Source organism: Methanolobus vulcani, assembly GCF_900100715.1.
GTDB classification, from domain to species: Archaea; Halobacteriota; Methanosarcinia; order Methanosarcinales; family Methanosarcinaceae; genus Methanolobus; species Methanolobus vulcani.
Genome location: NZ_FNCA01000001.1, coordinates 118,610 through 132,981, shown reverse-complemented (window position 1 = coordinate 132,981; position 14,372 = coordinate 118,610). Strand labels below are relative to the sequence as shown.

The 14,372-nt window shown below is 40.1% G+C and carries 14 protein-coding genes; 5 read left to right on the top strand and 9 right to left on the bottom strand.

The features are described 5' to 3' along the window. Window positions 1–162: 162 nt before the first annotated feature. From BLP52_RS00655 to BLP52_RS00635, 5 genes are all read right to left on the bottom strand, one after another. Entirely contained in the window at window positions 163–684 is a 522-nt protein-coding gene (locus tag BLP52_RS00655; protein ID WP_091707803.1) for a nitroreductase family protein, read from the bottom strand. An 80-nt stretch (window positions 685–764) separates the two neighbouring features. Next, window positions 765–1,772 (bottom strand): ketol-acid reductoisomerase, encoded by a 1,008-nt coding sequence (gene ilvC, locus BLP52_RS00650; RefSeq protein WP_091707801.1) that lies wholly within the window; start codon window positions 1,770–1,772, stop codon window positions 765–767. Between the two features lie 62 nt (window positions 1,773–1,834). Then, window positions 1,835–2,320, bottom strand: coding sequence for an acetolactate synthase small subunit (gene ilvN, locus BLP52_RS00645; protein WP_091707800.1), 486 nt, complete (start codon window positions 2,318–2,320; stop codon window positions 1,835–1,837). Further along, window positions 2,317–4,014 (bottom strand): acetolactate synthase large subunit, encoded by a 1,698-nt coding sequence (locus BLP52_RS00640; protein ID WP_091707798.1) that lies wholly within the window; start codon window positions 4,012–4,014, stop codon window positions 2,317–2,319. Before BLP52_RS00640 ends, ilvN begins: the two co-directional genes overlap by 4 nt. Window positions 4,015–4,081: 67 nt before the next feature. Next, window positions 4,082–5,557: a (R)-citramalate synthase gene (locus BLP52_RS00635; RefSeq protein WP_449405410.1), complete on the bottom strand. Its 1,476-nt coding sequence runs from the start codon at window positions 5,555–5,557 to the stop codon at window positions 4,082–4,084. A 340-nt stretch (window positions 5,558–5,897) separates the two neighbouring features. Here BLP52_RS00635 and BLP52_RS00630 point away from each other — a divergent pair, with 340 nt between their 5' ends. Together BLP52_RS00630 and BLP52_RS00625 are read left to right on the top strand one after the other, a co-directional pair. After that, window positions 5,898–6,176, top strand: coding sequence for a hypothetical protein (locus BLP52_RS00630; protein WP_091707794.1), 279 nt, complete (start codon window positions 5,898–5,900; stop codon window positions 6,174–6,176). Continuing rightward, entirely contained in the window at window positions 6,173–6,487 is a 315-nt protein-coding gene (locus BLP52_RS00625) for a hypothetical protein (protein WP_091707792.1), read from the top strand. The genes BLP52_RS00630 and BLP52_RS00625 overlap by 4 nt, the downstream gene beginning before the upstream one ends. Window positions 6,488–6,612: 125 nt before the next feature. On the opposite strand, the gene BLP52_RS00620 is transcribed toward BLP52_RS00625, so the two are convergent. The 3 genes from BLP52_RS00620 to BLP52_RS00610 all read right to left on the bottom strand — a co-directional run bounded on the left by BLP52_RS00620 (window position 6,613) and on the right by BLP52_RS00610 (window position 11,154). Further along, a complete protein-coding gene (locus BLP52_RS00620) occupies window positions 6,613–7,659 on the bottom strand; it encodes a M42 family metallopeptidase (RefSeq protein ID WP_091707790.1) in 1,047 nt (348 codons plus the stop codon). A gap of 117 nt (window positions 7,660–7,776) precedes the next feature. Then, complete coding sequence (locus tag BLP52_RS00615) at window positions 7,777–8,280, bottom strand: PEF-CTERM sorting domain-containing protein (RefSeq protein ID WP_091707788.1); 504 nt, start codon at window positions 8,278–8,280, stop codon at window positions 7,777–7,779. Window positions 8,281–8,433: 153 nt separating this feature from the next. Beyond that, complete coding sequence (locus tag BLP52_RS00610; RefSeq protein ID WP_091707787.1) at window positions 8,434–11,154, bottom strand: DUF1616 domain-containing protein; 2,721 nt, start codon at window positions 11,152–11,154, stop codon at window positions 8,434–8,436. 285 nt (window positions 11,155–11,439) lie between these two features. Here BLP52_RS00610 and BLP52_RS00605 point away from each other — a divergent pair, with 285 nt between their 5' ends. Then, on the top strand, window positions 11,440–12,225 hold the full coding sequence (locus BLP52_RS00605; RefSeq protein WP_154717757.1) for a M48 family metallopeptidase: 786 nt from the start codon (window positions 11,440–11,442) through the stop codon (window positions 12,223–12,225). Further along, entirely contained in the window at window positions 12,222–12,464 is a 243-nt protein-coding gene (locus BLP52_RS00600) for a hypothetical protein (RefSeq protein ID WP_154717756.1), read from the top strand. The genes BLP52_RS00605 and BLP52_RS00600 overlap by 4 nt, the downstream gene beginning before the upstream one ends. Window positions 12,465–12,493: 29 nt before the next feature. Here BLP52_RS00600 and artC read toward each other — a convergent pair whose 3' ends face one another. After that, complete coding sequence (gene artC / locus BLP52_RS00595) at window positions 12,494–13,318, bottom strand: archaeosortase C (protein WP_091707781.1); 825 nt, start codon at window positions 13,316–13,318, stop codon at window positions 12,494–12,496. A gap of 264 nt (window positions 13,319–13,582) precedes the next feature. On the opposite strand from artC, the gene BLP52_RS00590 reads away from it, so the two are divergent. Beyond that, window positions 13,583–14,371 carry a polysaccharide deacetylase family protein gene (locus BLP52_RS00590; protein WP_202905699.1) on the top strand — a complete coding sequence of 263 codons (789 nt, stop codon included), beginning with the start codon at window positions 13,583–13,585 and terminating at the stop codon, window positions 14,369–14,371. Window position 14,372 lies beyond the last annotated feature (1 nt).

Genomic DNA, 14,372 nt, shown 5'->3' with positions numbered 1-14,372 from the left:
CTTTTAGGATTTAGAGGCGAATTGTAGACCTATTTTCCTGATCATGTCTACTACAACAAAAATGGGTCAAGCCGATCTACTACCTCCAATATACCTCCAATTTATCACAATTCGTCTCAGCCTCCCTTTTTTATGTCAGATCTTCTAATTCTTAGTATATACTCAGAATTTATTTCCGTATCTTTCACTGAAAACCATGTCTTGAAGTTCCTTGCGGGATGGACTTTTGCCACCTTCAGCAGGTTTGCCAATTGCAAGTACTGCCATAAGTTCCATAGAATCAGGACAATTAAGAATCAAGTTAACTTTATCTGACTGGTTCAGGATCTCTCCCAGCCATACTGCACCAAGTCCCAGGTCGCAGCAGGCAAGCAGCATGTTTTGTATGGCTGCACCGATGGCCTGTATGTCTTTTGTTTTGTTATACATCGTTTCGGTGTCAAGGTAGACTGCTATTAGTAAGGGTGCATTCTGGACTATTTTTGAATAATGGGTGCAGCCAGCAAGTTCTTCCATAGTTACTTTATCTTTGATTACTATGAATTTCCATGGCTGATTATTAAGGCCGGATGGAGCCCATCTTGCTGCCTCCAGTATGGTTATGATATCTTTGTCATCCACTGATTCTTCTGTATATGTTCTGATACTTCTTCTTGAAAGGATCGTTTCAATTACTTTATGCACATCTATACCTCCGGTTAAAAGGAAATTATTGTAAGAATATTGTAGTAAAAAATAAAAAAAGGTTGTGTAGACCAATAGGCCTACTTTTCGTTAAGCTCACTGTTAAGCCATGGCATCTTGGATCTGATCTCTTTACCGATGACTTCCAGTGGGTGTTCTCTATCCTGTCTTTCCATTGCGGTGAGGACTGGCCTGTTTGCCTTGCCTTCAAGTACGAACTCACGGGCGAATTCTCCGTTCTGGATCCTGTCAAGAGCTTCGTACATAGCTTCTCTGGAAAGCTCGTTGATAACTTTTGGACCAACAGTCATTCCGCCGTATTCTGCGGTGTTGGATACTGAGTACCACATCTTATCAAGGCCACCTTCGTGGATAAGGTCAACAATTAGCTTAAGCTCGTGGCATGTCTCAAAGTATGCCATTTCTGGCTGGTAACCTGCTTCAACAAGTACTTCAAAGGAGGTCTTGATAAGTGATGCAACACCACCACAGAGGTCTACCTGCTCACCGAAGAGGTCAGTCTCGGTTTCCTCGCGGAAAGATGTCTTGTAGACTCCTGCACGGGTACATCCTACACCCTTTGCGTGTGCAAGTGCCAATTCCATTGCCTTGCCGGTTGCGTCCTGATAGACTGCTACAAGACCTGGAACTCCAGCACCATCAACGTATGTCCTTCTGACAAGGTGTCCTGGGCTCTTTGGAGCTACCATGTAGACATCGATGTCCTTCTGTGGGACGATCTGGTTGTAGTGGATGTTGAATCCATGTGAGAATACGATTGCATTACCTGCTTCAAGTCCTGGCTCGATCTCATTGTAGTAGACCTGTGCCTGTGTTTCGTCAGGGAGGAGAATCTGGATGACGTCTGCCATCTTTGCTGCTTCAGCAACGGTCATGACCTTAAGGCCGTCTTCTTCTGCCTGCTTCCAGCGTCTGCTTCCCTTTCTAAGACCGACTGTTACATCAAGACCTGAGTCATGCAGATTCTGTGCCTGTGCATGTCCCTGACTTCCGTAACCCATTACAGCGATCTTTTTACCTTTAAGCAAGTTAAGGTCTGCATCGTTATCATAATACATTTGTGCCATTGTATGTACCTCTAATCAAAATTTATTATTTATAATTAAAACACCTATAAGTGTTTGAATAATTAAGAACTCTTCTGTCCCCTTCTAAGTGCAACCTTTCCGGTCCTCACCATTTCCTTTATTCCAAATGGCTTGAGTAACTGCTCAATGGCAGTGATCTTTCCGTCGTCACCTGTTACTTCAATGATCATGGATTTTGAAGCAACATCGATGATGCGTGCACGGAAAATGTCTGCTATCTGCATGATCTCGGAACGGTTTGTTACATCTGAGTTAACCTTTATTAAAGCCAGTTCCCTTTCAACAGATTCTTCAGATTTAAGGTCTGTGACCCTGATCACATCAATGAGCTTGTTAAGCTGCTTTGTGACCTGTTCCAGTACTTCATCATCTCCCATGACAACAATGGTCATACGGGAAATTGTAGGGTCATCGGTGACTCCTACTGTAAGACTGTCAATGTTATAACCTCTTCTGGAGAACATGCCTGAGACTCTTGAAAGTACTCCGTATTTGTTCTCGACCAGAACTGCAAGTGTGTGTCTCATTCTTTCCTCTCCAGGTCAAGTATTTCGTTGATAGCAGCACCTGCCGGTACCATTGGGGATACGTTCTCCTCCTCTTCAACAACAAAGTCAATGACTGTTGGCCTGCCTGATGCAATAGCCTCTTCTATTACAGGGCGTACTTCACTACGCTTTGTGGCTCTGAGTCCAAGTGCACCGTATGCCTCAGCAAGTTTAACAAAGTCAACACTGTTCTGGATACAGGTTGCGGAATATCTCCTGTTGTGGAAAAGTTCCTGCCATTGTCTTACCATTCCAAGATACCCATTATTAAAAACTGCAACAATTACAGGTACGTTCTCCTGAACTGCTGTTGCAAGTTCCTGGGAGTTCATCTGGAATGAACCGTCACCTGCGATGTCAAAGACAACCTTGTCAGGTCTTGCTATTTTTGCACCGATGGACGCAGGGAATCCGTATCCCATTGTTCCAAGTCCGCCTGATGTGATAAATGTCCTTGGTTCGCTGAACCTGAAGTACTGTGCAGCCCACATCTGGTGCTGTCCGACTTCAGTAACTATTATTGCATCCTTGCATGCTTCGGTTATCTGCTCGATGATATACTGAGGTTTGATCCCATCACCAGTTGCAGGTTCAACGTAATGAAGTGGATGGACTTTTTTCCAGTGTGCTATCCTGTCAAGCCATTTCTCTGACTGTGCAGATTCTGTGTATTTCAGCAGTTTCTGAAGGATCCACTTTGCATCTCCTACAATTGGAATATCTACCTTGACATTCTTTGAGATCTCTGCAGGGTCAATGTCTATGTGAATGATCTTTGCGTTAGATGCAAAAGCTTTGAGTTTACCGGTTACTCTGTCATCAAACCTTGCACCTACTGCAATAAGAAGGTCGGATTCCTGTATAGCGTAGTTTGCATACTTTGCACCGTGCATTCCTGGCATTCCAAGGAAAAGCTCATGTTCTACGGGGAATCCGCCCATGCCTGTAAGGGTTGTTGTCACAGGTGCCTTTATTTTCTCTGCAAGATCAAGAAGTTCTTTACTTGCATTGGAACTTATGACGCCACCACCTGCATAGATCACAGGGTTCTTTGATTCTTTTATTGCAGAAGCTGCTCTTTTTACCTGTTGCAGGTTACCCTGGTATGTTGGTTTGTAGCCCCTTAGGTCTACTTTGTCAGGGTAATAGAAATCGATCTCCTGTACAGTTATGTCTTTAGGTAGGTCAATTAGTACAGGTCCTTGTCTGCCTGTAGATGCTATGTGGAATGCTTCCTTGATGACCTTTGGAAGTTCATTTGCATCCTGTACAAGGTAATTGTGCTTTGTGATAGGCATTGTAATGCCTGTGATATTTGCTTCCTGGAATGCATCGTTGCCTAAAAGACTGCTTGGTACCTGTCCGGTGAAAACCACCATAGGTATGGAGTCCATGTATGCGTTTGCAATTCCTGTAACAAGATTTGTTGCACCAGGTCCGGAAGTTGCGATACATACTCCGGTCTTCCCTGTTGCTCTTGCATACCCTTCTGCTGCGTGGGCAGCAGCCTGTTCGTGGCGGACAAGTATGTGACGGATGTCCGCATCATAAAGTTCGTCATATATAGGGAGTAGTACACCACCCGGATATCCGAAGATGGTATCTACGCCTTCCCTGTACAGGCACTCGATGAGGGCTCGGGCGCCTGTCATTTTTTCCGTCGATTCAGTCATATGAAACCTCTGAAATGTAAATTATCTGCGTTAATTGCTAGTATCTGCCTTATATGTTTCTGAAGTTTCAGATAAGGCGGTTAATTCCGTTAATAACAGCCTCCACGGATGCCATTACTATATCTGTCCTTGAACCTCTGGCCGTAACCATCTTTCCGTCCTTTGAGAGCTTCACAAGTACTTCTACAAGGGCATCAGTGCCACCACTGATTGCATCTACGTGATATTCTTCAAGCTGGACATCAGCAATTCCTGATATTCCTTTTCTGATACTTGCAAAGGCTGCATCCACAGGTCCGTCTCCAATACCTGCCTCAACGACATCCTGGCCATCAACTTTGAGCTTAACAGATGCCGTAGGTGTGACCTTGTTACCTGATACTACAGTATATTCTTCAAGAATGACCTTCGCTTCTCTCTGGATACTAAGGACAGTTTCAGTTATTGTCTGCAGATCTGCGTCGGTTACCTTCTTACCGTGGTCTCCCAGTTCTTTTACACGGTTCAGTATCTCATGTAACTGTGAATCATCAACCTCAAATCCCATTTCCTTGACAGCAAGGGTAACAGAACTCTTGCCTGCATGCTTTCCAAGAACTATCTTCCTTTCTCTTCCAAGTATCTCAGGCTTTATTGGCTCATATGTTTCCGTATCAGCAAGTAAACCGTGTACGTGGATTCCTGCTTCATGGGTAAATGCATTACCACCGATTAGTGATTTGTTAGGTGCTACAGGTATGCCTGTGAGCCTGCTTACAAGTCTTGAGGTCTTAAAGATCTCTTTTGTGTTAATTCCGGTCTTGTGTTTGTATAACCATTCAATGGTCATCACAACTTCTTCCAGAGATGTGTTGCCTGCACGCTCGCCAATTCCGTTTATTGTGACATGGGCCTGCTGTGCGCCTCCTCGTAAAGCTGCAATGGTATTGGATGTCGCAAGGCCAAAATCATCATGGCAGTGAATACTTACAGGTGCCTTTACAGCAGAACAGATGTCCTTGAATATGAGTTCCGCTTTCTCAGGAACAAGTAATCCTACTGTATCGCAGAAACATAATCTGTCAGCTCCGGCATCCACGCCGTCAATGTATAATGACTTCAGGAACTCCAAGTCTGCCCTTGAGGCATCTTCGCCACTGAGTTCTACAATAAGGCCATGTTCCTTTGCATATTCTGTGGTCTCAATAGCCATCTTCCTGACAGCTTCCCTGTCTTTCTTAAGCTTCACATTAATGTGTAAGTCGGATACAGGTGCCACTAGGTGGATCGAATCAACATCACATGCCAGTGCATAATCTACATCTGGCTTCATGATCCTGCAGTAGCTACAGATCTCTGCATTCAATCCTTCAGCAACCACGGCTCTTATGGACTCGCGTTCACCTTCTGAGGTGATGGCTGATCCTGCCTCGATGACATTAACGCCAAGCTCATCAAGCTTTGTGGCAATGTCAACCTTATCCTTGCTGGTAAGCGCTACGCCTGGTGTTTGTTCGCCGTCTCTAAGAGTTGTGTCTAAAAACCGGACATTTTCGAATAATATAATCCCTCACGATATTTGTCTGTCACTGAGTAGCAACAGCTTAGAGGGATACACTGAAGTGCTATATATGTATAACGATTAATTTATCATGATTTATCACATGATGGCAGTACTATTTTACTTTGATGTTGAATCAGATGGAAAATTACTGGTTAACATTTCGTTTAGTGATCATGGAATGTGCCGCCTTTGGCGGGCTAGTTGAGTTGTTTTTTGTCAGGATGACACAGGATTTTTCAGTACTACTTATCAATGAAGATATATAGTAATTGAGGAGTAAATAATAATTATCAGTTTGTATCATTTAATAATTATCTGATATCAAGTAAGGGGACTATAAATGAACACTACAGAATCGATCAGCAGGCCAGGACGCTCACCTACGTTGAATACAATTAAGATGGTAGAAAATACCCTTCAAAATATGGATGAGAGTGTTGTGTCTCTGGCCGAGCTAAAAAGGTATCTTCCAAGGCAAGTAAATCACAATACTCTTAAAACCATTCTGGAGTATCTTGAAGAGAGTAATAAGATAGCAGTAAGCATCAGAGGAATTACCTGGATATTCAATAGTAACCGTAACCTCAACAAAGCAATATCCAGAGGTTTTGAGATGTGAAAACAGTTAGGGTAGTCCTTATTGAAGAGGTAGGTATTAAGTATAACTCCTTGCGGGAAAGGGCATCCGGATCTAAAAAAGAATCGGCAATTGTAGAAGCAATAAAGGACAAAGCTGAACTTATTAAAAAAGATATGCACTATGGTATCCCTGTAAATAAAAAATTGATTCCTGACGTATATCGCACTAATTATGATGTTAAAAACCTATTCCGAGTGGAATTGGCATATTTCTGGAGGATGCTTTACACATTAAAAAATGATCATGATGATGGCAAATCTTATTCTTGCAGTTGTCTTGGATATAGTTGATCATGACGAATATAACAGACTTTTTGGCTACAAGGGCAAATAGTATCTTGCTCAGGAATCATTCCTGCGAAATGAATTTTTTGATATATGAAGTTACTGAAAAATAATCAGGGAGCTATCCCTGATCAAAAATAGTCGTTCACACTAAGAACTGCCTTTGCTATAAGGTCTGAACAGCTCTGCAGATCTGCAAGATCAAGAACTTCCACAGGTGAGTGAATATATCTTGTTGCAACGCTCAGTACAGTAGATGGAATTCCTTCTCTTGTAAGGTGAATGGCTGTTGCATCGGTAGTGCCGCCGTCTCCTACGTCTGTCTGGTATGCAATCTCATTCTTCTCAGCAGTTTCTATGAGCCATTTAATGACCTGTGGTGAAGCGATAATACCTCTTCCAGCTGCATCAGCTATTGTTATGACTCCTCCTTTTCCTGTATCAAGTGAGGATTCATTCTTGCTCATGCCCGGATGATCTCCCGGGATTGTTGTGTCAATTGCAATTGCAATGTCAGGATCAAGTCCAAACGCTGAAGTACGTGCTCCTTTAAGTCCAACCTCTTCCTGTACGGTACCTACTGCATAGATGGTTGCCTTGATATCGAGCTCTGCTATCTGTCGCATAGCATCGATCATAATCGCGCATCCCGCCCTGTTGTCGAATGCTTTACCGGTTATCTTGCCATTTGCAAGTTTCTTTACTTCACGATCCATGGAAACAGGTGTGCCAACAATTATGCCCATGTTCATAGCATCTTCTTTGTCCTTTGCACCGACGTCAATGAACATATCTTTAGCTTCAGGTGGTTTCTTCCTGTCCTCAGGCTTCATAACATGTGGTGGTTTTGATCCTATAACACCTGGTATGGGGCCTTTTGTTGTATGGACAATAACTCTCTGGCTATGGAGAGTTGGGTCGTACCATCCACCGATCTTGACAAACTTGAGGAAACCGTTTTCATCGATGTATTTGACCATCAGGCCAATCTCATCCATATGTGCAGCAAGCATAATTGAAGGTCCTTCACCTTTTCTGATTGCTATGAGATTTCCCATTTTATCAGTTCTCATCTCGTCAGTATAAGGTTTGAGTTCTTCTTCAAGAATTGTTCTTATATTGCCTTCGCTACCGGATATTCCATGAGCATTAGATAATTTTGTGATTAGTTCTTCCATGATGATCATCTTCTGATGTTATTCAGGGAAGTATGGGTTTAAAAGAATATAAGTTTTAGAGTTAGATGAATTAAAGCTAGATTTCAAAAAAGAGAAAATAGGAGTAAGTTAGTTAACTTACTCTTCCTTGCGGCGCTGCATGAAGAATGCAAGACCAAGGATTGCAGCTACTGGGAGTGCAATTGTTGGGAATTCAGGAATCAGGAAGTTCCTTGCTGCTGATCCTACATCCTTTGTTATTGCATCTTCGCCTGCTCCTATGGTAACTCTCCACTGTCCTGTTGCTGGTGCATTTGCATCAAGAGTGATCTGAACTACAGCTACATCGGTATATGGATCTGCTATTCCTGGCTCGAAGTTTGTTTTGCTGATAGTTACTGTCATATCTGTATCGGCAGCTCCTCCTGAAACAGCTTCTACGTCAGAGTAATAAGGCAAAACCTGATTCTCGGATGCAAAATTAGCTCCATTGTAACTGAATGTAAGTGTTTCGCCAGGGTGAATAACTATTGGGTTACCGGCTGCTGCTGTTCCTGCTGCATTCCATATGTTAGCATCATATGCTGCTGCTGTTCCTGTAAACAATGCAATGACTGCTATTGCTATTAATATTTTTTTCATATCGTACCACCTCATTATATCTCAAAGTATATCTAAAAGATTTTTACGGTATTCTCTCCTTTGCTTTTTTTCTATATAAACGTTTGTAAACATTCATATAAGTCATTATACTCATTATGATGATATGTTATCGATATCCTTTATTCGCCATCATCATGCTGTTACAAAGAATGACCAGTCTTTCTCTTTAGTATTGCCCGCCTGATCTGTTACTGTCAGTTGCACGTCAACTTTTCCATTTTCCAGTCCTTGTGCCAGATAATATATGGAACTGTAATCTATTTCCGCATTGCTGGTTACATCTATTCCATTTACTATGAGTTTTACTTTTGTTTTATCAATACCTGCACGATCATCTGAATATGAAGCTCTGATAGATGGGCTATTTGTTTTAACAGTTTCACCGTCATCAGGACTGAAACTTACGATTGTCGGGTCTACTCTGTCTATTAAGAAAGTATCTTCTTCATAGAGCGTCATTGAATTAACTGTTTTAGCAGTAACCGTAACACGTGCTGTTCCATCATAGATTGTATAATCCAGATCGTCATCATTGGTTGTGGCAACGTATACATACTCATTATCTTTTGAACTCTGGTAATTAACCTCTAGTTTGTGACCATATCTGTCTTTCACTACTAAGGTAGGTTCTGTCTTTAATGCAGTTGATGAGGTTACAGTTATTGTTACTTCATCAGATGTTTCTTCTGGATCGAAATCTATAGTCAGTTTTTCTAAAGACTCATCCGTGTATAACGTGCCAAATGTGTAGGCTGTGTTGTTTGCATAATCTCTGGCCATTACCTCAATATCATATGTATCTTGTACTTCCACTTTGTATTTGCTTGCCCAGGTTATATTATCAGTTGTAGAAAGTTTGATATTTTCAATAGTACCAAAATTGTGAGGGGTGATCAGGCAGTCAACAGACAAAAGTGCTTTGTTCGAGTTTACTGTTAGATACGTTACATCACTTGTCGGATTTGGTGTAATATCCAGTTCAATCTCCGGTGTGGCCGTATCTATGGTTGTACTGGTATCTGGTGTTGATTTTTCCATTTCCTCATTAAGTGCATTGTCAACAGCTTTTGATCTGAAATAATATGTAACTCCTTCTTGCCCTTCAAACTCTCCCGATGTCATAGCTGTTTTTGATATCCAGTCTTTCCATTCAGTTCCATTCGTAGAATATTGTATAGTATAATAATAGATTCCAGATCCAACATCAGTGCCTTCCCACTGAACAGTAAATTTTGTATTGCTTGTTTTTGGAAGCGGCAATACCTTAGATTCTGGCAGTTCAAATTCTACTGTATTGTCGGCTCTTATGTATTTTGATAATGCAGATTCTGGTATAATAGAAACCTCATCTATTATCATTTCAACAGGATTTAATTCCTGAAGTCTTCCCTGTAGCATTCTAAAGTCAAGGGTATTATTACCTTCTTGCAATGTGATTGGTATTTCTAAATGTTGCCAACCTTCATCTCCATTCATTCCATCAGACCAAATTACATTTCTGTTCAAAATTATTCTTTTTGATTGGGTTTCATCTTTATCCGGGGTTCCTTTTGTATATGAATCTTTAATGTAGCATGATAATATAACATTTGCAGATTTGTTACTGTATATCATCTGTTCTACAGTATGTGAATTGTATTCATTAAGCATACCCTTATAAGTGGCATTGATGACAAATGCCCTTGATCCGTATATTCCCGTACCATTTTCATAGTATCCTGCGGCTATGGTATCGTTAGTGGTGGTGAATTCCCATCCGTCATCAGATTCCATAGATGGATTTATTATTTTTACGAAATCTATTGCTTCATGATCTTTTGTTATGATGGGTCCATTGCTTAGTACCTGATTGACCCAGAGATTTACTGTTCTATATGTATTACCTTCTGAACCACCCTTATATAAAGCAAGTTCGAGTTTCTGTTTTCCTTGTTTTGATTGGGTAGGAGTTATAGTAAGTTCTTTTTCCCACTTTTCTCCATGATCGAGAGTTATTTCCATTGTATTTAATGTAGACCCATCCAGAATTATCTCAAGTGTGTAGTTCTCTTTTGCATGTTCATAATTTTCAATACCAGCAATAATCTGTATCGGATCATTTATTGAGAAATTTTCCGGGTAGTTGTCAGCTTTGCCATCAGGGCCCAGTATGTATAATGTTGTGAATGTCTCTTTTTCTCTGGTAGCTTTTGCATAGGCAAACATTGAACCGGCAACGATGATCGAAAGCACCATTGCTATTATGAGAGTTTTTGTAATCTCTGGAGGCAATCTTTCACTGGTTTTCAAAGCAGGTTTTTTCATAGCTTTCACTGGTTTGCGCATTGAGGATATTTTTTTTCTGTTCCTTGCAGCAAAACGCTTGTCATCTATGTTCTCATCATAGCAGATATTCTCCTCTTCATCATCAATGTTGCATGTTTCCGGCGCTGTAAGTGAATGAATGAAATCTTTGTATGAAAAGCTAAATTGATCATCCAGAGGTAGGCGTTTCCTTGCCAGATAAGCTATGATCCCAAATATGAATGTGAGCAATACAAGTGAAATGGTAATTGAGTTTGGCCTGAATTTCCATACAGTAAGGCTAATAAGAAATCCATCAAAAACCATGATAATAATGCTAAAACCAACGCTTAGTGTGAATCTTTCAATTCCTGAGATCACCTGATTTCCGGGGAACATGGCGGAAATAAAAGTATACCCAGGTATAAAAAATATCAATAGTAATGCGAAAGGTATCCTCAAAGGGGTTTCACTGAAAGGCGGAACCAGGATAAAGACAATTGATAGCAATGCTACCAAAAATAATATTTTAAGATCCTGGGTGTACTTGCATTTGTTTTTGCCAAACATCTATTCACTTGATCCTTGTAAGTTAGTATGATTATGAAATATGAATGAAATATTTATGAGTTGAAGGTAATTATTTGCTAAAATATATAAGTATAGGGTGCCATTGTATATCAACTTCAGAATAAAACAACATTGTATCTTTTATAATATGACCGAGGGATAAGCATTAGGAATAAGATCTGGATATATCTTCTGTTTATTTTGATTACTCTTCCTGTAGTATCAGTTTCATTCTATATTGGAGGCTTAGTACCGGGAATTTTGAGTTTTGCTATTGTTCTCATATTGAGCAGAGTAATCTATCTGTCATCTTCACGTTTTATTTTGAAGTGGTATGGATGCCATGATGTGCCATCTGGTGAGTTTGCAGAAGTATATGGAATGTTAGATAATCTTTGCAGCATTTTTTCGGTGAATAAGCCGGAAATCCATCTATTTGAATCAGCAGTTCCTGTTATATTTACAGTAGGTTCTAAAAAAAGTTCTCATATCGTTTTCTCTCGCAGATTGCTTGATATTCTGGAAGATGATGAACTGGAAATGATCTTTGCCCGGGAGATGGCTCGCATTAAAGAAGGCAATGTGGCTCTCAATACTTTTGTGGCATTTATAGCAGGTATCATTGCATCTTTTTCTACTATTGCTCTGTGGATGGCTATGCTGGGTGGTTTTGGTCAGGAGGAAGATCCTGCTCCAAAATTCATACGATTTGTTGTTATGGGTATTGTTATGCTTCCATGTTCCCTTATTGTTTATGCCGGTGCTTCTGATTCAACATCAAAGGCTGATATTGAAGTTTTAAAGGTAATGAAAAATAAGGATATATTATCATCCGCGTTAAAAAGGTTGCATAATGATATACTTCTTAATTCCATGGAGTATTTTAATCCTGGCCATGTTCATTTGTATGTCATGAATCCTGTTAAAGTCAACTCTTTTTTCGACATTCATCTCTCTCTTTTTAATATGAAACCTGATCTTTCGGCACGTTTGAAGGCCATTGACAAGATCGATAATGATGTATATCAGGAGAAAATAATTAGAAAAAGGCTGGATGGAGTTGAGGTTTGAGTATGTTTACGGAGATTAACTATTTTTATACAAGTCTTAAAGACTGGCAAAAAGCAATGATGTTCAGTTTTATTTCTTATTCGATCATTCTTTTTGGTCTTATTGTGGCTATAACTTTTATACTCAAAGATTTCAAATTCCTACTTGTATTTGGACTTAGCTTTGTTTATATGGGCACAGTCATAGTTCTGATGGTTATATCTGTCAGGATATTCAAAAAGAGATTAATAGAACGCTAAAATGCATTCTATTATTTTTACTATTTCTTTTATTTTTTATTGATAATGTACATGATGCCGCCTGCAGTGACTGCGAATATCATCCAGCCTATGTGTGTATGGACTATCATCATTACGTCCATTCCGTAGAAGTATGCAGTGATATATAAGATCAGGACTCTGATAAGGTTTGCAATGTATGCGATAAGAACTGCAAGACCCAATAAGGCAAATGTCTTTTTCATGTCCATTTTCTCTATCCTTGAATATCCAGCAACAATACCTATTAACAGGAACATTGAATAAAGACCTGAACAGGGTCCTCCTATCACAATGGTCATTGGTTTAGCACCATACAGGATGACGGTCTCTGTGGCTATTATTTCAATGGGTATTCCAAAAATCTTTATGAATGCCACAGTTGGCATAAGGACAAAATAATGGTCAAAGAGATGCAGAAAATCGATGTTAAAAAATCCAAAGAATGAATAGAATATCAGGTATAGTCCGGTGAACACAGAGGATATATAGAAACCAAATTCTCCAAGTTGTTTCAGGTCTCTCTTCCCTGTACCCATTGCGATCAATGATACTCCAAGGAAAAAGACCATTGAATCGAGTGTTCCCAGCCCGCTGCTGTTCACATAGTTGTATATGAGATCAGCAGCTACTATGAACCCACCTATGAGCATGAAATTTTTTGAACTCTGTAACCCTTCTTCTCCTTTTAATTTCATTCTGGAGATAAGGATTGCAGCTATTATGAAAAGTATTACACCCATTATAGTAGAACCTTCACTGAGTTCTATAGTTGCCCCCGTGAAAAGTGCAAGTACTAAAAGGATAATAATTAAGTTTTTGTTTTCATCTTGCATTTTTTGTACCCATTTACAGAATCATTAAAATGATATATATATTTGACTGAAGTCCTCATCATCATCATTTTTTGAGCAGGTGCTAACTTTATATAGTTAGTAATTTATATTTTGCTTTGTTTAGTAATTTGGCTAAAAACAGGGTGATATTGCAATATACTATGGGATTTCCTGTTTCATTAAATACTTAATGTGCCGTCAGTTGAATCTGATTACTTTACCACTCCATAAATATTGATTGTTATCTAACACTGAGGTTCTGTCTTGAGAGATTTCACATTAGCTAAGTATGAAGAACTTATCGAAGCAATAGAGTCTACAGAATACAAACCCATGCCAGTTCTCGATTATCTTTTGTCTCCAGAGGAACGCTGTATCATCTTACGCCACGATGTGGATCGTGCTGTTGACAGAAATCTTGAAATGGCAAGACTGGAAGCGGAATATGGTGTAAGATCTACTTATTATTTCAGGCATGTAAAAGATGTTTTCATCCCTTCGGCCATTGAAGAGGTCGCAGATCTTGGACATGAGGTGGGTTTCCATTATGAAGTAATGGATAAGGCAAAGGGTGATAAAGAAGAGGCCTTGGAAATATTCAGAACTGAACTGGAAGATCTTCGCAAATATGCGAAGGTTACTACTGCATGCATGCATGGAAATCCTTTTGCTTCGTGGTCCAATCGGGATCTCTGGAAGGATCATAATTACACTGATCTTGGGATCGTAGGTGAACCTTATTTTTCCATTGATTATTCCAAAGTGCTTTATCTCACAGATACCGGAAGAACCTGGGCGGATCGCAACATACGTGTAAAGGATGTTCTTGAAAGTCCTGATAATGAACTGAGTGTCAGGTATGGGAAAACCATAAAATCTACAGATGATGTTATTAACCTTGTGAAGCGTGAAGAGGTTGAGCAGATGTGTATCCTTGCACATCCTAACAGGTGGTGTGATGGAATGCTGGGTTGGACCAAAGAGCTTGTCATGCAGAATCTCAAGAATGTTGGCAAGGCTGGAATTATACAGTATAGGAAGATGACCAGGTAGC